Source organism: Carboxylicivirga litoralis, assembly GCF_025499605.1.
GTDB lineage: Bacteria > Bacteroidota > Bacteroidia > Bacteroidales > Marinilabiliaceae > Carboxylicivirga > Carboxylicivirga litoralis.
The window spans coordinates 135150-154964 of record NZ_JAFMVC010000011.1 but is presented as its reverse complement, the minus strand read 5'-3'; the positions used below and the strand labels follow the sequence as shown (position 1 = coordinate 154964).

The 19815-nt window shown below is 40.4% G+C and carries 18 protein-coding genes; 9 read left to right on the top strand and 9 right to left on the bottom strand.

What is annotated here, in order from left to right; translation table 11 throughout:
• Positions 1-288 precede the first annotated feature (288 nt).
• A complete protein-coding gene (locus J1N10_RS12110) occupies positions 289-1500 on the top strand; it encodes a dicarboxylate/amino acid:cation symporter (protein WP_262326974.1) in 1212 nt (403 codons plus the stop codon).
• A 24-nt stretch (positions 1501-1524) separates the two neighbouring features.
• On the opposite strand, the gene J1N10_RS12105 is transcribed toward J1N10_RS12110, so the two are convergent.
• From J1N10_RS12105 to J1N10_RS12085, 5 genes are all read right to left on the bottom strand, one after another.
• Positions 1525-2079 (bottom strand): GNAT family N-acetyltransferase, encoded by a 555-nt coding sequence (locus tag J1N10_RS12105; RefSeq protein ID WP_262326973.1) that lies wholly within the window; start codon positions 2077-2079, stop codon positions 1525-1527.
• 150 nt (positions 2080-2229) lie between these two features.
• Positions 2230-2838: a carbonic anhydrase gene (locus J1N10_RS12100; RefSeq protein ID WP_262326972.1), complete on the bottom strand. Its 609-nt coding sequence runs from the start codon at positions 2836-2838 to the stop codon at positions 2230-2232.
• 27 nt (positions 2839-2865) lie between these two features.
• Entirely contained in the window at positions 2866-4419 is a 1554-nt protein-coding gene (locus tag J1N10_RS12095; protein WP_262326971.1) for a SulP family inorganic anion transporter, read from the bottom strand.
• Positions 4420-4903: 484 nt separating this feature from the next.
• Positions 4904-5611, bottom strand: a complete 708-nt coding sequence (gene pepE, locus J1N10_RS12090; protein ID WP_262326970.1) for a dipeptidase PepE — start codon at positions 5609-5611, stop codon at positions 4904-4906.
• A 105-nt stretch (positions 5612-5716) separates the two neighbouring features.
• Positions 5717-6973, bottom strand: coding sequence for an ABC transporter permease (locus J1N10_RS12085; RefSeq protein WP_262326969.1), 1257 nt, complete (start codon positions 6971-6973; stop codon positions 5717-5719).
• Positions 6974-7595: 622 nt separating this feature from the next.
• Here J1N10_RS12085 and J1N10_RS12080 point away from each other — a divergent pair.
• A complete protein-coding gene (locus J1N10_RS12080; RefSeq protein WP_262326968.1) occupies positions 7596-9128 on the top strand; it encodes a glycosyltransferase family 39 protein in 1533 nt (510 codons plus the stop codon).
• 347 nt (positions 9129-9475) lie between these two features.
• Here the strand turns inward: J1N10_RS12080 and J1N10_RS12075 are convergent, their stop codons facing one another.
• The 3 genes from J1N10_RS12075 to J1N10_RS12065 form a co-directional block, all read right to left on the bottom strand.
• Complete coding sequence (locus J1N10_RS12075) at positions 9476-9853, bottom strand: endonuclease domain-containing protein (protein ID WP_262326967.1); 378 nt, start codon at positions 9851-9853, stop codon at positions 9476-9478.
• A 729-nt stretch (positions 9854-10582) separates the two neighbouring features.
• The gene (locus J1N10_RS12070; protein ID WP_262326966.1) at positions 10583-11242 is read right to left on the bottom strand and encodes a hypothetical protein; all 660 of its coding nucleotides are present in this window, start codon (positions 11240-11242) and stop codon (positions 10583-10585) included.
• A 950-nt stretch (positions 11243-12192) separates the two neighbouring features.
• Positions 12193-12516: a LytR/AlgR family response regulator transcription factor gene (locus J1N10_RS12065; protein ID WP_262326965.1), complete on the bottom strand. Its 324-nt coding sequence runs from the start codon at positions 12514-12516 to the stop codon at positions 12193-12195.
• A 141-nt stretch (positions 12517-12657) separates the two neighbouring features.
• Here J1N10_RS12065 and J1N10_RS21325 point away from each other — a divergent pair, with 141 nt between their 5' ends.
• The 3 genes from J1N10_RS21325 to J1N10_RS12055 all read left to right on the top strand — a co-directional run bounded on the left by J1N10_RS21325 (position 12658) and on the right by J1N10_RS12055 (position 14155).
• Entirely contained in the window at positions 12658-12750 is a 93-nt protein-coding gene (locus tag J1N10_RS21325; RefSeq protein WP_410053447.1) for a hypothetical protein, read from the top strand.
• Positions 12751-13013: 263 nt separating this feature from the next.
• On the top strand, positions 13014-13790 hold the full coding sequence (locus J1N10_RS12060; protein WP_262326964.1) for an HNH endonuclease: 777 nt from the start codon (positions 13014-13016) through the stop codon (positions 13788-13790).
• A 62-nt stretch (positions 13791-13852) separates the two neighbouring features.
• Entirely contained in the window at positions 13853-14155 is a 303-nt protein-coding gene (locus J1N10_RS12055) for a hypothetical protein (RefSeq protein WP_262326963.1), read from the top strand.
• Positions 14156-14258: 103 nt separating this feature from the next.
• Here the strand turns inward: J1N10_RS12055 and J1N10_RS12050 are convergent, their stop codons facing one another.
• A complete protein-coding gene (locus J1N10_RS12050; RefSeq protein ID WP_262326962.1) occupies positions 14259-14909 on the bottom strand; it encodes a hypothetical protein in 651 nt (216 codons plus the stop codon).
• A 754-nt stretch (positions 14910-15663) separates the two neighbouring features.
• Here J1N10_RS12050 and purH point away from each other — a divergent pair.
• The 4 genes from purH to mreD all read left to right on the top strand — a co-directional run bounded on the left by purH (position 15664) and on the right by mreD (position 19814).
• Positions 15664-17253, top strand: a complete 1590-nt coding sequence (gene purH, locus J1N10_RS12045; RefSeq protein ID WP_262326961.1) for a bifunctional phosphoribosylaminoimidazolecarboxamide formyltransferase/IMP cyclohydrolase — start codon at positions 15664-15666, stop codon at positions 17251-17253.
• A gap of 13 nt (positions 17254-17266) precedes the next feature.
• Positions 17267-18292 carry a rod shape-determining protein gene (locus J1N10_RS12040; protein ID WP_262326960.1) on the top strand — a complete coding sequence of 342 codons (1026 nt, stop codon included), beginning with the start codon at positions 17267-17269 and terminating at the stop codon, positions 18290-18292.
• A 180-nt stretch (positions 18293-18472) separates the two neighbouring features.
• Positions 18473-19303 carry a rod shape-determining protein MreC gene (gene mreC / locus J1N10_RS12035; RefSeq protein ID WP_262326959.1) on the top strand — a complete coding sequence of 277 codons (831 nt, stop codon included), beginning with the start codon at positions 18473-18475 and terminating at the stop codon, positions 19301-19303.
• The gene (gene mreD, locus J1N10_RS12030) at positions 19296-19814 is read left to right on the top strand and encodes a rod shape-determining protein MreD (protein WP_262326958.1); all 519 of its coding nucleotides are present in this window, start codon (positions 19296-19298) and stop codon (positions 19812-19814) included. The genes mreC and mreD overlap by 8 nt, the downstream gene beginning before the upstream one ends.
• Position 19815: the final 1 nt, after the last annotated feature.

Below are 19815 nucleotides of genomic sequence, written 5' to 3'. Positions count from 1 at the left end.
CATTACGTAACAATAAGCGCCGAAACCCTTACCACCCTTGCTTTTCAGATGAACCGTTGTTCTCAAAAGCGGGTGCAAAATAAGGGAGTATTTTTGGAAGAACCAAATCGTAAGACAAAGTTTTTTGTGGTCAATTATTAGTTTTCTATCTAAACTCCTCTTTTTCTGCCTTTAACAAAAGAATAATAAATTTCATTTTTTTCAAATATTATTATCCGCCTTAAAAGCTTTAATCCTAACAAAAAAGTAACGAAATTAGCTTTTCGCTTTTTAATCAATACTTTAACTATGAATTTTAGGAAATTAATCAAAAACTTGGGATTCCAGATTTTGGTTGCCATGTTGGTCGGAACAGCAATTGGTATTTTTATGGGACCCCAAGCAGCAATGTTTGCACCTCTAGGCGATATCTTCATCGAATTAATAAAAATGCTGGTTGTACCTTTGGTGGCCATCTCCATTATTTCAGGGGCAGCCTCATTGGGTGCTACCAAATCTGCTGGTAAAATTGGGATCAGCACCATTGCCTATTTTTTGATTACAACCGTGATTTCCGTTTCGCTTGGCTTATTTCTTGGAGAAGTTTTTGCTCCGGGCAAAGGCTTGGACCATGCCACTGTGGTTGAAATGTTTCCTCAACAAGAAACCCAAGCACATCCAAATGCTACTTTTTGGGATACCATTATCACCATCATTCCTGAAAATCCTATTGAATCGCTTGTTACAGGCAATATTCTTCAAATCATCTTTTTCGGGCTATTCCTGGGAATTGGCATTTCGACGTTACCTACTGAAAAGAAAACACCCTTAATGAATGGAATGAACTACATTATTGAAGCTCTTATCTGGATGATTAAAATCGTCATGTGGACAGCTCCTGTTGGTGTATTTGGGCTGATGGCTTCATCTATTGGTGCTTTTGGTTTTGACTTATTAACAATGGCGCTGGACTTGATGTGGGTTAACCTGCTGGGAGGCGCCCTTATTTTATTAGTACTTTATCCACTCACTCTGAAACTTTTTTCAAAAGCTTCCATCAGGCAATTTTTTATAAAGATGACCAAAGCACAAATCGTTGCTTTATCAACCAGGTCATCGATGGCAACATTGCCCGTGAACATGGAAGTTTGTGAAGAAGAGCTGGGAGTAAGTAAAGCTACATCGGGATTTGTGTTACCACTCGGCGCCACCATCAACATGACTGGTAGTGCTTTGTATTATGCACTGGCTGCGGTGTTTTTTGCTCAACTTTTTGAAATTGACCTGACATTTGCTCAATACGTTGCCATTGTGGTTACTTCAACAGTTGGCTCAATAGGTCAGGCAGGCGTACCCGGACCTTCATTATTAGTGGTGGCCGTTTTAGTTTCAGCCGACATCCCCATTTCGGGATTACCACTATTATATGCCTTAGATCGCGTGTTTGATATGCTGAGGACTGTATTTAATATTACAGGTGATGCCGCTTGTGCAGTTATTGTTGACCGGTTTAATAAATAGCTCAACAACCCAATAGCGTTCGACTCACTGCATCTCATTAACATCAATCAAGTGCTTAAACGGTTCAAAACAGATGTTTCTGAATGAACCTGTAAACTCTTTAAATTCATGTAGAGATAATGTTTCGGAATAAGACATTAGTAAAAGCTCAACCTTTTTTGCTTTAGGTCGCAATGGCAACTGGAAATACTTATAGGTATTTAAACTAAATCCTGCTCGTTGATAAAATTCTATCCGCCTCCGGCCTATTTCTGTTGTGGGTAACTCCACCTCAAGAATTATTCGTTTGCCTGCTTTATTCTTAAAAGCTTCCAACACATCCATCCCTATACCGTTCCCTCTGACTTCTTCTTCGATTGCAAAATGTTCGATATAAATAACATCACCTAATTGCCACCATAATATTAAACCTACGAATTGGTTATCAATAAAAATCGCATTACAATAATAAGATCGATGATTTAATATCAGCTTCTGTAAAGTCAATGTACGTCTTTCCAAAAGAGGAAAAGCTTTCTCATACAACTCCCATAGCTCCATAAATACGGGATCGTTGATTGTAGTAATATGGTGAAACATGAAACTCATTACAAATTATAAATGATGACCGCAGGCGCTCTTCTTACACAAAGAGAGAGAAATCTTGAAAAAATCATATGAATGTTGGAAGCATAAAAGGGTTGCCATGCAAATGACAACCCTTAAACGAAAAGTAAAACTAAACTGCTATTATTGAATCATATCATCCGGATGAATCTCTTTTAGTGAATTCAACTCCCCCGTTGACAGGTCAAAAATCCACCCATGAATAAACAGGCGTTGTCCCCTTGCCCACGCATCTTTAATTAAATCCATCGACGCCAGCTTATCCACTTGTTTCATAATACTCAGTTCGGCCAGGCGATCGATACGATTCATATCTCCTTCGATTGCTTCAATCTCTTTCCCATTTGCATTCAAAGTACTTTTGATATCGCTCACCCAATCTGTTATGTATGGATCTTCCAGTCCATCGTAAGCTGCTTTTACACCACCACAACTGTAGTGACCTGCAACAACAATGTGCTTCACCTTCAGGTAATCAATTGCATATCGTAACGATGCCAACAGGTTAGTATCATTTTCATTTACCAGATTAGCCACATTGCGATGCACAAACAGTTCGCCCAACTGACTTTTGGTGACTACTGTTTCTGACACCCTGCTATCGGCGCATCCAATCCAAAAGTACTTAGGCGTTTGCCCGAGAGCCATCTTTTGAAAATACTCTTTATCGGCACTTTTAAGGCTTTGAGCCCAGGCACGATTGGCTAAAAATATTTGATCATATGATTTCATTCTTACATCGTTTTAATGAGTTAAACATTAGGCAGCTTCTTTCCTGAACATTGGAACAAGTGCCGTTTCGCTCTGCTTGATGGTAACATTAATCCCTTTATCGCCTGCACCTTCACAAAAATCCTCTACTTCAGTCAAGATATCGTTATCGATAAAATCAACTTCGGTACCATCAACTAACAGGTTAATATTCTCGGGCAGATGCTGCAGCGTTCTACGCAACTGTGCTTTATTGAAGAAATACAAGTTACGTGAAATTGAAATCATGTAGTTATTTCCAATATTAGAAACTGTAATACCTGAACGGAAATTCGACTTCAAAACGAATATAAATCCGATTATAATACCAAAGCTGATACCTTTTAACAGGTCGGTCAACAATATCACGATAATAGTTGCAAAGAACGGTATGTACTGATTGGCTCCTTGCTTAATGGCATTTTTATAAATAGATAGCTTATTAAGCTTCAGACCAACATGAATCAAAACTGCTGCCAAAGCCGATAACGGAATGTAATTTAAGTACGGTGCAAAGAATAATACACTTAGTAATAATAATACACCATGAAAAACCGCAGACATTTTGCCTTTACCACCTGCATTAACATTAGCAGAGCTTCGCACAATAACCGCTGTCATAGGCAAACCACCAACCAATCCGGCCAACATATTACCCCAACCTTGCGCCTTCAACTCCTTGTTAGGAGATGAAATACGTTTATTAGGATCAATTTTATCTGATGCATCCAAACTTAACAGTGACTCCAGACTACCAACAATAGCAATTGTAAAGGCCACTACCCACACATCGGGATTAGCAATAGCACTTAATTGAGGAAAACGCAACTCATTAACCAGCGAGCTGAAACCACTCATCTCGGGCAACGACACCAAATGAGTAGACCCCAATGCCAATGCTGGTGCAAACGCTTTAAATCCTTCATTTAATCCAACTCCTAAAAGAACTACCAACAATGGCGCAGGAATCAGTTTTAGTACGGAGTGATTCTTAATCAACTTACCATCCCATGCAAATAGAATCACCATCGATAACACACTGATGATGACTGCTCCAGGCAGTATTCCGGCAATCATATAATACAACTCCGAGAAAGTATTATGTCCATACTTATCTTCAAAAGCTGCCGTATCGATACCTGTTAGATCGTAACCAAAGGCATGTGGAATCTGCTTCAGAATAATACTCAAGCCTATGGCCGTTAACATCCCCGTAATTACTGAACTGGGAAAGAAGTGGCCAATAACACCTGCCTTTGCATAACCTAAAATCAACTGGATAACACCAGAGATAAATACAGCCAGCAAAAAGGCTTCGAACGAACCCAAGGTTGCAATGGCAGAAAACACAATAACGGTTAATCCGGCTGCGGGTCCGCTAACACTTAATTTTGAATCGGACATAAATCCAATTACAATACCACCGATGATGCCAGAGATGACACCAGAGAACAGCGGTGCGCCTGACGCTAATGCAATTCCTAAACACAATGGCAAAGCAACCAGGTACACTACCAATCCTGCAGGAATGTCATTTTTATAAGTCTTGAAAAAGTCCTTCATAGTTTCCTAATTTTTAATGTTCTGTGCCCTGAAAAGCAAAACACATGCCAGTTTCTATATATTTACATTTGTTAGCAAATTAAGAAGGAGTTTAACAATTGTTTTCAAAAATTGCTCTCCTCATAGCTCTATTGGCTACTCAATAGCTATTGAATAAATTAAGTAGAATTGTCTTAACAGGTAAAGGGCATAATTAAATAGCATATACCCATACACTAGTCGCCATGAGCATACAAGAACGAGAATGTTCAAAAACATGAAAAGAAACCGTTCACTGAGATAATGCCTGCCCGGCACCGAGGGCTATGGATAACTAAGTTGCATTTTAACACTTAACAATATAGTGTATAAAGAGTAGATCAATCTCTGGAGTAACTCGATGACTAAACTTCGTTTTAGGACACTCTTGAATACAATAATGATCGAAAAAAGCCCTGCTCATCAGGTGATGAACAGGGCTTAGTTATTTCTTATATTACAATAATTACTGTCCTAAAAACTCAAAACTCTCATGGGGTTGTACTTCGTATGGTTCTTTACCATATTGGAAGACGCGCAATGGCCGTTGGCCAATGAATCCAATTTTTCCATCATTATAAGTAAACATGCACCCTTCGCGCAAGCCCACCACGGTTGTTTCCTGGTTAACGACTAAAAACTCCATAATCCGTTCTTCGCGTGTCTCACCTCCATGACCTTCCGGGTTGGCATCCAGGTAATGTGGATTAATCTGGTAAGGAATCAAATTAAGCGCATCAAACCCAAGCGGATCGATAATAGGCATATCGTTAGTGGTTTTAATGGTTGGGCAAGCCAGGTTAGAACCTGCACTCCAGCCAATATACTTTGTTCCACCCAATACCTTCTTACGAATTGGCTCTGTTAATTTGTTATCATGAATCATGCGTAATAAACGCCATGTACTGCCTCCGCCTACCACAATGGCTTCAGCTTCTTCAACTGCTTTTACCGGATCATCGAAATGGTGGATTGACACCACATCGTGCCCCACCTCATTAAAACGGCTTTTGACTTTGGCCTCATAATCATCGAACGAAACGGTGACTCCGGCATAAGGAATAAACAGGCACTTTACTTTTTCTTTACCAAGAAAATCAGCTATGTTGTGCTTTGGGTAATCAAGGTAGGCCTCACCGGCCATGGTTGAATTGGATATTAATAATAGGTTCATACTATAAGATTATTAGATGTTAGACTTCTTGACAATAAAATAAAAAAGAAGATGGAGGTTTTGTTTAGGACATCTATAACCCTTGTCAGTTCTCCGTAGATATTCTTACAAAGCATTGATAGCTTCCACCGGATCCATCTTCGATGCTTTCCAGGCAGGAATAAAGCCTGATACTACCCCAATAACAGAAGAAATACCTATTCCCTTCATAATATTAAGCAAGGTCAGTGCCATCTCTGATCCAGTAATAAGACTAATGGAAATAGCAATTCCAAACACAATCAGCAAACCAGCTAATCCGCCCAACAACGAAAGGGCTGTGCTTTCAATCAGGAACTGAAGCAAAATAAATTTGCGTTTGGCTCCCAATGCTTTTTGAATACCAATAATCCGTGTTCGTTCTTTGACCGACACAAACATAATGTTGGCAATACCAAAACCTCCTACCAAAATGGAGAAACCACCAATAAACCACCCCGCCAAATCGATAAAATCAAAAAGACTATCAAAATTCTTTTGAATCAGACTTATGCGGTTAAGCGCAAAATCGTTATCTCCACTGGGTTTAATGCGTCGGATGGCCCGCATCACACCAGTGAGTTCATCCACCATATCATCGGAGGTGTACCCTTCCTTTCCTTTCACCAGAATCATCGGATTAACCGATTCACTGCGCAGGTTAAACAGGTTACGTGCATACTTCACTGGTATAATAATATTCTTATCGAGGCTGTTACCAAAAATATCGGAACCGGTGCGCAACATCACCCCTATCACCATCAGCTTGCGCCCCATCATTTTTACGCGCTTGCCAATGGGGTCGGTGCCCTGAAAGAGTTGCTCCGCTATCTCAGCCCCAATTACGGCCACCGCTATACCACTATTACTCTCATAGGGTGAGAAGTAACGGCCATCGGCAATTTCAAAAGTCCATATATTATCAAAACCATCGGATACGCCCATCACTGCTACATTATCGTAGGAATTATCTTCGTATTGCAGCATTTTTTGCGACGACATCACGTAAGATACATCTTCGGCAATTTGCGAACGGCGTTTGATTTGCTCGTAATCTTCCAACGATGGTACCTGGCGGTTCATATAACGCCACCACGGATACTCTGTTTCACCCTCAGGAGGCGTCCAGGGCCACTTTTGAATATACACCACATTATTGCCTAATGACTCTATGCTTTCGCGCACCTGCTTCTCCAAAAAATCGATTAAAGTAAAGACTGATATGATGGAAAAGATGCCTATTGTTACACCCGATAAGGTCAGAATAGTGCGCAGCACATTGGTGCGCAAGGCATTCAAAGCGAAAAGAAAACTCTCTTTAAAAAATTTATATACGAGAATCATGGGCTGGTGTTATTTGAAGAAGCAAGATAATCGAAAATGTGTTTAGTGCAAAGTGCACAGTGCGTCATTAGTAAAAAGTCCGAAGTCCGGAGTACAGAGCGCTAAAATTTTAGTAATAAAAAAGCGCTTAGCGCACAGTGCTCGGTAATTAATAAGGTAGAAGTTCGAAGCATATCGTACAAAGTATAAATAAAGGAACTGAACTATAAAAAATCCTCTTCCCGGTCCACTTCCAGCAATGTGGAACTAGCTGTGGCCAGAGCTGAAAGGTTGGGATGAGGTGTTTTTTTATAAGAGAGAAGGAATAACAACTACAAAACTGAAATTTCATTTTTAAGACTTTTATTAAAACACCTCTCCTCAGTCCTCTTCCCGAAATGCGGGACCAGCTCTGGCAGGAGAGGAAGTGCGCAACTCTGAAGGACCGTACTTTTAATCATAGCCAACTGCCCTCCAACATACTACTTCTTTTCCTTGAGGAGGAGGGTGAGATGAGGTTATAACACATGAAAAAACTAGTAACCCTGGTTCGAACAAATACTATTAACTCTCTTGTAAATAAGTGATTTCGCATATTACTGAAATACTTATCTTTAACAACTCAACATCCAATAACCTATAAATGAAAGCCAAAGACACAATACTTTTACTCTTGCTGGTACTGGCCAAATTTATCCTTCAATATACATTGATAGATGGCGCATACGATTTACACCGCGATGAATACCTCCATCTCGACCAGGCTAATCATCTGGCTTGGGGCTATCACTCTGTCCCGCCTTTTACTTCATGGATATCACTGGTGATAAAGTTTTTGGGAAACGGGGTGTTTTGGGTGAAGTTCTTTCCGGCTCTGTTCGGCGCATTGACTCTCATGGTAGTTTGGCGTAGCATCAAATATTTAGGTGGTGACCTGCGAGCCAAATTATTAGGCGGTTTTGGGGTGTTGTTTTCAGTACTGTTACGCCTTAATACGCTTTACCAGCCCAACTCCTTTGATGTACTATGTTGGACACTGGTTTCATATTTCCTTATCCGTTACCTGAAAGATGAACAACCAAAATATCTTTACGCATTAGCAATAGTTTTAGCATTCGGTTTTCTTAATAAATACAACATGGCTTTTTTAATGTTGGGCTTATTACCGGCATTGCTATTAAGCCCACAACGTACGATATTCTTAAGGAGGGAATTATACCTGGCTGGCGGACTAGCCTTATTGCTCGTAGCACCAAATCTTATCTGGCAATATCAAAATGGTTTCCCGGTATTACACCATATGAATGAACTGGCCTCCACCCAGTTGATTAACGTTAATCGCTTGACATTCTTAAGCACACAGCCATTGTTTTTTACCGGCTCCCTGTTTGTGATAGTGGCTGGCCTCTGGAGTTTGTGGTTTTACAAACCGTTTAACAAGTTTCGTTCACTTTTTTGGTTAATGATAATTGTACTGACATTATACACTTACTTAAAAGCCAAAGATTATTATGCCATTGGCTTATATCCGATATACATTGCAGTGGGTTCGGTTTATATTTCGAGGTGGTTTCGACAAAGATGGGGACAGATGGCTTATGCCTTCTTATTAGCATCTCCCATATTTTATTTTGTTTATACATACGATGTCTTGTACCCCAATAAAACGCCTGAGTATATCATGACCAACCAAAGCCGATATAAAGAAATGGGACTTTTGCGTTGGGAAGATGGCAAAGACCATGAGTTACCTCAAGATTTTGCGGATATGCTGGGCTGGCAAGAGTTGGCACAAAAATTGGATGCCGTCCACAGCCATCTGGATAACCAGCCCTCAACCCTTGTGTTATGTGACAATTATGGACAAGCCGGTGCTGTTAACTTTTATGGCAGGCAAGGTATCCGTGCAGTATCTTTTAACGCCGATTATGTCAATTGGTTTGAGCTCGAGAAGCCATATACACAATTAGTACGCGTGATTAGCGCATCCGTTGTAGAAGAAGAATTCAGAGAGACAGCGCAATATTTCAACGTGGCTTATGTGGCCGATTCAATTGCTAATTCGTATGCACGAGAGTATGGCGCATCCATCTGTGTTTTTCAAGACACTGATGTAAATATTAATGAAGTCATCAGACAAGAGGTTGAAGAACGCCAGTTAAGCAGGAAATGGTGAAACCATTTCTACTATTAATTAAAAAAATCCTTAAAACACCTCTCCTACCAGGAGAGGAAGTGCTGAACTCTGAAAGTCTGCTCTTCTAATCATAGCCAACTGCCACCCAATTCACTCAACTCCTTCTCCTTGAGGAGAAGGAGGTTGCACTTTGAAAGGCAATAGCCTCTTTTTTAATGCACTGCTCTTCCCTGATTAGCACTTACTCTCCTAAAGGAGAGGATTGAGGAGAGGTGTATTTTCGGCGATAACACACTGATACCATTAATACTATATTCTATTTTACAATAAAGCGTATAAAGAGTAGCCTTGAAGAGAAGGTTGGGATGAGGTGTTACAAATACTTTTCACAAGTCCTCACAAAACGTTAATATCCTTTGGTACACATCTCTTACATGATTCTCAACCTCCTCATTTGTAAAACGAATAACAGAAACACCTAAACGCTGTAACTCAGCAGTTCTACCTTCATCATATTCTTTCTGTTTGTTGTGTATCTGCCCGTCTACTTCAACAACGAGCTTTTTCTCATGACAATAGAAATCAGCGATAAATATATCTATTGGATGCTGGCGTCTGAACTTCAAACCATTCAACTGACGATTGCGAAGTTTATTCCACAAAACTTTTTCCGCCGTTGTTAATTCCTTTCGTAACAATTTTGCATTTTCCCTGATTTTAGCCGAGGCACCGTAAAAAAGATTATCAAAATTTTCTTGTGTCATAGGCTTCAAGGTACTGAATATTCAGGAGGATTAAAATAAACACCTCTCCTCGGTCCTCTCCAACAGGAGAGGAAGTGCTGAACTCTGAAAGTCTGCTCTTTTAATCATAGCCAACTGCCACCCAATTCACTCAACTCCTTCTCCTTGAGGAGAAGGGTGCGATGAGGTGTTTTTATTTAGAAGAGAGAAGAAATAACAACTACAAAACTGAAATGTCATTTTATTAAGGCGTTTATTAAAACACCTCTCATCGGTCCTCTCCTACCAGGAGAGGATGTGAGCAACTCTGAAAGCCTGCTCTTTTAATCATAGCCAACTGCCATCCAATTCACTCAACTCCTTCTCCTTGAGGAGAAGGGTGCGATGAGGTGTTTTTATTTAGAAGAGAGAAGAAATAACAACTTCAAAACTGAAATGTCATTTTATTAAGGCGTTTATTAAAACACCTCTCATCGGTCCTCTCTTGGCAGGAGAGGATGTGAGCAACTCTGAAAGTCTGCTCTTTTAATCATAGCCAACTGCCATCCAATTCACTCAACTCCTTCTCCTTGAGGAGAAGGGTGGGATGAGGTGTTAGACCTTATTTTCTTATTCAATAAAACTTCAAAGTCAGCCCTTAATGACGATTTATTACGCCAGAGCGGAAAGCCCGGGGTGAGGTAATAACAAAAAAACCTGTCAGGGTTGGGAATACTGACAGGTTTAGCAAAATAATTACACGAGCTGAAATTAACTTCTGACAAAAACACCAAGTGCTTCAAGCAATTGAGGCTGGTCGTATAGAGCCACCTTAGCTATAATATAAAATTCATCCATCCATTCTTTAAGGGCTAATAAAGCAGCATTTTTGCTTTTTGTCATATCCTGCGATTCGGCAAGCTCTTTATCGAAATGCGAACGTTTAGCCAGAAGTTCTTCTAGCAATACCAGGCATTCATCAACAATATCAGCCGTAACCTTAATTTTATCCAACTCTGCCTGTATGGCTGCATCGCTTTTTATAGTGGTATAATACTGACGAACCTTATCGAAGAAATCGTTGTACTTGCGAGGGAAACTCCCCTTAACGCCCAGCTTAGCCAATAATTCGGGTTTTAGTTTGAAGAAAATCAAAGTTTTATCGCGATGGACTTTAAATAAGGTCTGTAACTTATTATAAGTTGTCGAATAGGCCAACGAAGCCTCTGTTGACTCGGCATCTTCTTTAATATTCGTGTCCCACATGTTTTGGGTCGAATTGTATAGCTGCCTGCCATGCACCATCTGCTCCTCACCTAAGCCGTAATCGGCAAGTGCTGCTTTTATAAGCGGATTCGATTCGGCATTCGTAATAGCTGTACGCGATTTCTCTAAGAATTTAGATTCTGATTTAAAAAGTCGTTTTGACATATCTATTAGGTTTAATTTAAAATATCTGTTTTTATCCGGTACCATGCATGCGCAACCCTTACAATGCGTTGCGCAATAGGGAAAATTGACTGAGAGCACGGGGAAATTGATTGCGCGATGGATACAACCATATGAGAGCATGGGAAAATCGGTTGAGCAATCGGGACGTTCCACTGCGCCGATGGGGAAATCCATTGCGCCAGCCTTACAATACACTGCGACACTGTTACAACTAATGGAGAGTCTGTTTTCGTGTACTGATTAACGTTATTATTACATGTTTTTGTTATAACTTTCATTGTGCAGGTGCGATAAAACACCACACAAGTTAAGTTGATAGTCTGTTGCTGATTAACAATGGCTCGAAAACCTGCATAAGCGGCAGAGCTTTATGGATAAATGGCAGTTATACTGAAATAAGTGGTTAGCAGCGTTTATGCATTTTATATGAGAAGTGGTTTAAAAAAAATCATCTCTCTTTTCAGGAGAGGAAGTGTAGAAAACTGCACGGCTCTGTATTTAATTATTGTAGCACACTGCCGGAATGCTCTGCTCCTTCGCCTTGAGGAGGATTTATTCCGCCAGAGCGGAAAGGGTGGATGAAGTGATTATCGCATGACGTGGAAACCAAACCTCTAAAACTGTTTGTTAAACAACCTCTCCTCAGTCCTCTCCTACCAGGAGAGGAAGTGCATAACTCGAAGGACTGTACTTTTAATCATAGTCAACTGCCATCCAAAAAACTACTCCTTCTCCTGAAGGAGGATTTATTCCGCCAGAGCGGAAAAGGTGGGATGAGGTGATTGAAAAGAGTATAACACATTAAACAATAATATTGGTAAAGAGGTGTTATTGGAGAGGAAGTGTCAAAAACTGAACGGCTTTGCATTTAAATATTGTAGAATACTGACGAACTTAAGGCTTTGATTTTGAATTCACTCTGACTTACTCTATGCCAATAACTTCTCCATTAAAAACACAATATTACGACGCGACACGTCAAACTCCTGCCCATTTTCCATCACCACTTTTTGCGATGCCTTAAAATAGGCCGACACATGATTGAGGTTGATGATAACATTGCGGTTAAGACGTGTAAAGCAAACGGGAAGTTTAGCCTCAAGGTCTTTTAAACACAAGCAATGCAACACCGTTTTATTGCCGGTCAGATGAATGGTGATGGCGCCATCCTGATAGTGGAAATAGTAGATTTGTTCGTAAGCGATGCGCTGTATCTTCTTTTGACACTCGAGTATCAAGCACTTCTTAATCATGGGGTTGGTTTTTCTGGTTAAACGAAACTCCAAGTTATAAAAATATCTTATGGTAACCAGATGAGTTTTGTCATATATGCGTTTTAAGGGCAGAGACCACAATGAACACAGAGAAAAAGAAAGATGTAACTTTGAGGATAGATGGATGTGCACGATAAAGATACCCGCTCGTTCAATATGAGCCAAATTAAGGGGAAAGATACCAGGCCGGAAATGCGATTTATTATCTGTTGACACGAATGCGTATATTCGAATTTTACTCAAAAAGAACTGAAAACTTTTGTCTTCGGAACAATCCACAACTTATTCAATTTGCGAAGGCCGAATAACCATTACATTTAAATACTATTCAGCTACAGACCTTAAACAGTAACATAGATGTAATATTATACTTTGCCCCTTTTAGTTAATACTTGTTGAATTAATCGACAAGCAGGAACACCATTAATAAACATATATATTATCTTTGGTTTGATTCTACCTTCAAATTCTTAACAATGACTCGTAAAAACTGGACACGTCAAGAACTAATTGCTGCTTTCAATTTATACCTACAAATACCATTCGGACAAATTCATCAAAGAAATCCTAAAATTGTTGCTTTAGCTCAACTAATTAACAGAACACCTAGTGCAGTTGGACTAAAGCTCTCAAACTTTGCAAGTTTTGATCCAATACTTCAAGCAAGAGGAATAAAAGGAATGACTAATGCAGCCAAAGCTGATCGTGAAATATTCGATGAATTTTATAGCAATCAGGAAGAATTGGTTTTTGAGAGTGAGAATATTATTGCTCAATTAGAGAACAGGCCTATCGAAGAAAAATACAAAGATAAACTACCAATCCTTAATTCATTTAAAGGTAAAGAGCGCACAAGTTATATTAAAACGAGGGTCAATCAGCATTTTTTTAGGGAAGTTGTGCTTACAAATTACAACTCAACATGTGCGATAACTGGGATTTCAATCCCATCACTCTTAATTGCCAGCCACATTAAACCTTGGGCGCAAGATGAAAGAAATCGTTTAAATCCTTCGAACGGCATTTGCTTTTCAGCATTATACGATAAAGCTTTTGACAAGGGACTTATTACTCTCGACAAGGCCTATAAAGTTATAATATCTTCAAATCTTAAAGATTTCTCAACTAGAGAATTCTTCAATTCTCACTTTGGTCAAATAGAGAATCAAAGAATTACGCTGCCTGAAAAGTACCTACCAAAACAGGAGTTTATTAGATGGCATCAGGAAAACATATTCGAACAACAAAATTAATCTAATGTGACTCATAGTCCGTTGACACAACTATTATATCTATGTAGTTTCGTCAACAAAAAATGCAGAATATCAAATTCGAATACCTCTATCGCGACGAAGGTAATTACAAAACTTTTGGTGAACAGGTATTCTCCAATCCCAACTCATTATCATTAGAATTTATTAGCCAAACTATTGAATCAAATTTAATTGAAGGCAGCTGGTTTGACCCAGATAAATGGGGCATCCCCCGTTTTCCTTTTCACCAACACAATCCATTTGGTATTTATGACTATCTCTGGTACGAATTTAAGCAAGTAAGCTATTCTACTGCCCCAACCAATAGCGATTCAATCACCAGGCTATTGGGCAGGTTTGCTTAATCTCTATAATTTTGTACACCAGAAAAAGAAAAAATAAAGGCAGCACTTCAACTAACGCTGCGTGCAATAGCATTGCAATGTTATAAGGACCTATAAAGAATGTCTAACGTGTAATTACGGTTACACCTTGCTTACGCAGCTGCATCGCCCTCTCCACTTCTTCATTTAAATCAATAAGGTCGATTTGTATGTGCTTATAAAACTTCTTACTCAAATGTTGATGAAAAGCGTTAGCATACTTCTCAAAATCATTGTCGGTTTTCAGTCCAACACAAAACACATTATCGTACTCTAATGACCAGGCCGCGTAGCATTCTTTCAGATTATAATCGTAGGTATAATCACGCACCAGCTTCGACATGGTTTTAATATCACTGCGGGCTGGTGTTCGGTACAAAAGGGTTGTTTCGCGCAAGTGAACACACTTGTTTTGAAGGTCTTCTTCAGTAATATTCAGCATAACATCTTCCGTTACATCCAGCCCCCCTTTGGCATTCAGCTTAAGGGCCCTAATGGTATATAAAGCTCCATATATACCCCACCAACCAAACACGGCAGATATCCAGTTATATTTCTTCATGTGTGCTTTGCCGTCGGTGATATCTTTTATTAAGAAGGCTGGTGAAAAAGGAAAATAAGTCGCAAAAATGGGCGAAAAGCAATACTGAAAAACCTTAAAGCGGTAGCCTGCGTCTATTTTTGCTTTCAACTGTTCCAGGTTTAAATCGTGTGCGAGTTTTAGTTTATATTTCATAGCCTTTAGTTCAGGAAAACCGAATATAGCAATTTATAACCGCAGGTGTGCTTTGCATCATTCATTTTTAAGATAACTAAACACCACTCCTCAGTCCTCTCCTAACAGGAGCTACCCTTTACCTGTATTATTGTTCAATATCCATGTATTTAATGCATTATACAAAAAATAATCACCTCATCCCGACCTTCTCCTGAAGGAGAAGGAGACCGCCCTTTGAAAGGCAATAGCCTCTTCTTTAATGCACTGCTCTTCCCAGATTAGCTCTTCCTCTCCTGGAGGAGAGGATTGAGGAGAGGTGTATTTTCGGCGATAACACATTGATACCGTTAATACTATAATTCTATTTTACAATAAAGCGTATAAAGAGTAGCTACAAGGAGAGGGAGCGCGGACCATTGAAAGCCTGCAGACTTGATTAAAGTTCTCTGCTATGCAACGTACTCTACTCCTTCTCCTTGAGGAGGATTTATTCCGCCAGAGCGGAAAGGCTGGGAAGAGGTGTTAAATAAATATTTACTCCGTCAAAACGGAAAGGCTCAGATGTAATGATAAAATCTTGTCATCCACAATAATATGCGCCCAAGGTTACTCCATTTTGCACCGTAATAAAAAATATCTCCATGCCCCTGCATCTCTGTGCTAAATAGAACACCCTTTCCCAATCTAAAATCGTTCTAATTTAATTAGCTCAAGCACCTTGTTGGCATTGCTTATTTTCTTATTTTTGCGTGAAAGAACTAAACGGATATAAATGAATACTTTAAAAAAGGTAAAATCGGCATTGGTTTCCGTCTTTCATAAGGACGGACTGGACGAAATCATCAAAACGCTCCATGAACAGGGAGTAACTATCTATTCAACAGGAGGAACACAGGCTTTTATCGAGGGTTTAGACGTGCCTTGTGAGCGCGTTGAAGACTTAACCAGCTACCCATCTATTTTAGGTGGTCGTGTTAAAACATTGCACCCAAAAGTATTTGGAGGTATTTTGGCCCGCCGTGATAATGAAGGTGATTTAGAGCAGTTAGCTCAATACGAAATTCCTGAGATTGATTTGGTGATTGTTGACCTTTATCCGTTTGAAGCAACCGTTGCTTCGGGAGCACCGCTTCAGGATATTATCGAGAAGATTGATATCGGTGGTATCTCATTGATTCGCGGCGCTGCTAAAAACTACAAAGATGTAATCATCGTTCCTTCAAAAGACCAATATGCCGACTTATTGGCGATTTTGAAAGAGCAGAATGGTGAATCATCATTAGAAGATCGTTTCAAATTTGCTGCAGCTGCCTTTGGTGTTTCGTCGCACTACGATTCAGCCATCTCTAACTTCTTCAACAAAGACAAAGAAGACATGGAGCGCATCAGCCTTAACAACGGCGATGTATTGCGTTATGGTGAAAACCCACACCAGAAAGCTACTATCTACAAATACAACAATGTGAAAGAAGGTGCTTCGTTGGCCAATGCCAATGTATTGCAAGGTAAGGCACTTTCATATAACAATATGCTGGATGCCGATGCGGCCTGGAAAGCTTGTAGCGATGCCTACCACTCGGTAGCTCACATCGAAGGCAAACAAGCTGTTTCGGTGGTGAAGCACTTAAACCCATGCGGACTGGCCGTAACGAACGACATTATGAAATCGTTGGAGCTGGCCTGGGCCGGTGACCCAATTTCTGCCTTTGGTGGTATTATCTGTTTTACCGATACCGTTACCGGTGAAATAGCTGAATGGTTTGCCAAGCGCTTTGTTGAAATCATCATTGCTCCGGCATATACACCTGAAGCATTAGAAGTTTTCGGCAAGAAGAAAAACCTTCGTTTATTGGAAACGCCTATCAAAAATGAGATCACGGGTGAAAAGTTGATTCGCTCGGTAAGTGGTGCCATTTTAGTTCAGGATGAAGATGAAGGTGTGGATTCAGATTTTAAAAACGTAACCGACAAGCAATTTGATGCCACCAAAATGGAATTGGCCAAGTTTGGCATCACCGCTTGTAAGCACCTTAAAAGTAACGCCATTGCGGTAGTGACAGAACAGGCCGATGGTTCGTTCTGGCTAACTGGTGCGGGTATGGGACAACCTAACCGTTTAGACAGCATGCGTCAGTTAACCATGCCTCGCTTTAACATGAAGGAAGGGGTTGACATTGCTAACTCGGTTGTTATCTCCGATGCCTTCTTCCCATTCCGCGACAGCATTGAAGCGGCACAGGAATACGGTGTGAAATACATTGTTGAGCCGGGAGGAAGTATCCGTGACGACGAAGTTATTGAAGCCTGCAACGAGTTTGGCATGGCTATGTTATTTACAGGGAAACGTCATTTTAAACACTAAAAATATAAGTTGAATGGGACTATTTTCGTTCTTATCGCAAGAAATAGCCATCGACCTTGGTACAGCCAACACCATTATTATCCATAACGATAAAATTGTAGTTGACGAACCATCCATCGTAGCGCTGAACCGCAAATCCGACAAACTGGAAGCCATTGGTGAAAAGGCCCGCCAGATGCACGGCAAAACCCACGATAATATTTATACCATCCGTCCTTTGCGCGATGGTGTAATTGCCGACTTTAACGCGGCCGAGCAAATGATTCGTGGCATGATTAAGATGATTAATCAGAAGCCTCGCCTCTTCGCTCCTTCATTATCCATGGTTGTATGTATTCCATCCGGCAGTACCGAAGTTGAGATACGTGCGGTACGCGACTCATCGGAGCATGCCGGTGGCCGCGAGGTACACATGATTTACGAGCCTATGGCAGCTGCCTTAGGAATCGGGTTAGATGTGGAAGCTCCGGAAGGTAACATGGTGGTTGACATAGGTGGTGGTACTACCGAGATTGCAGTTATCTCGCTGGGCGGTATCGTAACGAACAAGTCCATTCGTATTGCAGGTGATGACCTGACAGCTGACATTATGGAATACATGCGTCGTCAGCACAATATCAAGGTGGGTGAACGCACTGCTGAAGAAATTAAAATCCAGGTAGGTTCAGCTTTACCGGAGCTGGAAGAGCCACCACAGGACTTTATTGTTCAGGGCCCTAACCAGATGACGGCTTTACCAATTGAAGTACCTGTATCCTACCAGGAAATTTCGCACTGTTTAGAAAAGTCGATTTCGAAAATTGAAACAGCAGTATTGTCGGCCCTGGAACAAACACCACCTGAATTGTACAGCGACATTGTTAAAAACGGTATTTTCCTTGCTGGTGGAGGTGCTTTATTACGTGGTTTAGATAAGCGTTTGTCGGATAAGATCAATATTCCGTTCCACATTGCCGAAGATCCCTTGCATGCGGTAGCACGTGGTACGGGTATTGCACTGAAAAACCGTCATCGTATTTTGCCATACCTTATCAGGTAATAAGGCAGAAGTTTAAGGATCGCATCTTTATCGACATCTTGTTTATAAAAATGCGATCCTTAACTATTTCATCTCGACTCCGCTCGATGAGCACTTAACAGCTGTTCGAGCGGAGTCGAGAACATTTTAAAAGCCAACAGCTAGAAGCTAGTTGCTTCTTTTGTAAAAAAGAATAATTACATGAGAGACTTTATCCGCTTTATTATAAAATATCATTTTGCCATTCTCTTTTTTATTATTGAAGCAGTTTCTCTTTTGCTCGTTGTTAACTACAATGCCTACCAGCGCTCCTCTTTCCTATCCTCATCAAGCTCCGTTTCGGGCGGTATTTTTAAACGCTACAATGCAGGTGCCGAATACCTGATGCTACGGGAAATAAATGAAGATCTGGCTCGCGAAAATGCTTATCTGCGCAGCCGCATGCCAGAATCGTTCCGTGCTTCGCGCGACTACTTTAACCTGGTTAACGATTCAACAAGTATGCAGGAGTATATTTATCGTTCGGCACGTGTAATTAACAACTCAACCAACAGACGTTTTAACTATATCACCCTTAATAAAGGACGATTAAACGGTATTGAACCCGAAATGGGTGTTATCTCCAATAAAGGAGCTGTAGGTATCGTCAAAAATGTATCAGACAACTACTCTACAGTAATATCAATTATTAATACCCGCCTTAAAATATCAGCCAAGCTAAAAGAATCGGGCTTTTTTGGCTCGCTCGAATGGGATGGCACAGCCTATCAGCACGTTTATTTATTGGATATTCCGCGTCACGCACATGTCAATGTGGGCGATTTGGTCGTAACCAGTGGCTATTCATCAGTATTTCCCGAAGGTATTTTATTGGGTAATGTAGAAAATGTTGAATTGGAGAAAGGAGCCAGTTTCTACCGTATACGGGTTAAGTTATCGGTCGATTTTAAGAGCCTGGCTTTTGTAGAAGTGATAGGACACACTTCGCGCGATGAACAATTAACACTAGAAAAGGAGACCGAAGATGATTAGTTACCTGCCGCGTTACATATTTAATTTTGTTTTCTTCACACTAATACAGGTGCTGGTGCTCAACAATATTCAGTTAAGCGGATATGTGAATCCCTACTTGTATATCCTTTTTATCATCACGCTTCCGTTTGAAACACCCGGCTGGTTGTTACTTCTTTTGGGTTTTTCATCCGGTATGGTGGTCGATATATTTAGTAATACGCCGGGCATGCATGCATCAGCCACTGTGTTTATGGCCTTTTTGCGCCCCTATGTGCTTCGCTTGTTTGCACCGCGTGAAGAATATCAACCTGGTACCATACCGACCATGGGTTATTACGGTGTTTCGTGGTTTTTGCGCTACTCCATCATTCTGGTACTCGGACATCATACTTTTCTATTCTTTATCGAAGTATTTTCGTTAACGCATTTTTTCTCAACAGTTCTGCGCGTCATTAGCAGTTCTGCTTTAACAATACTATTAATTTTGGTAGCACAATTATTTAGTCAGGGTAAGAAACAAGGGAGGTAAG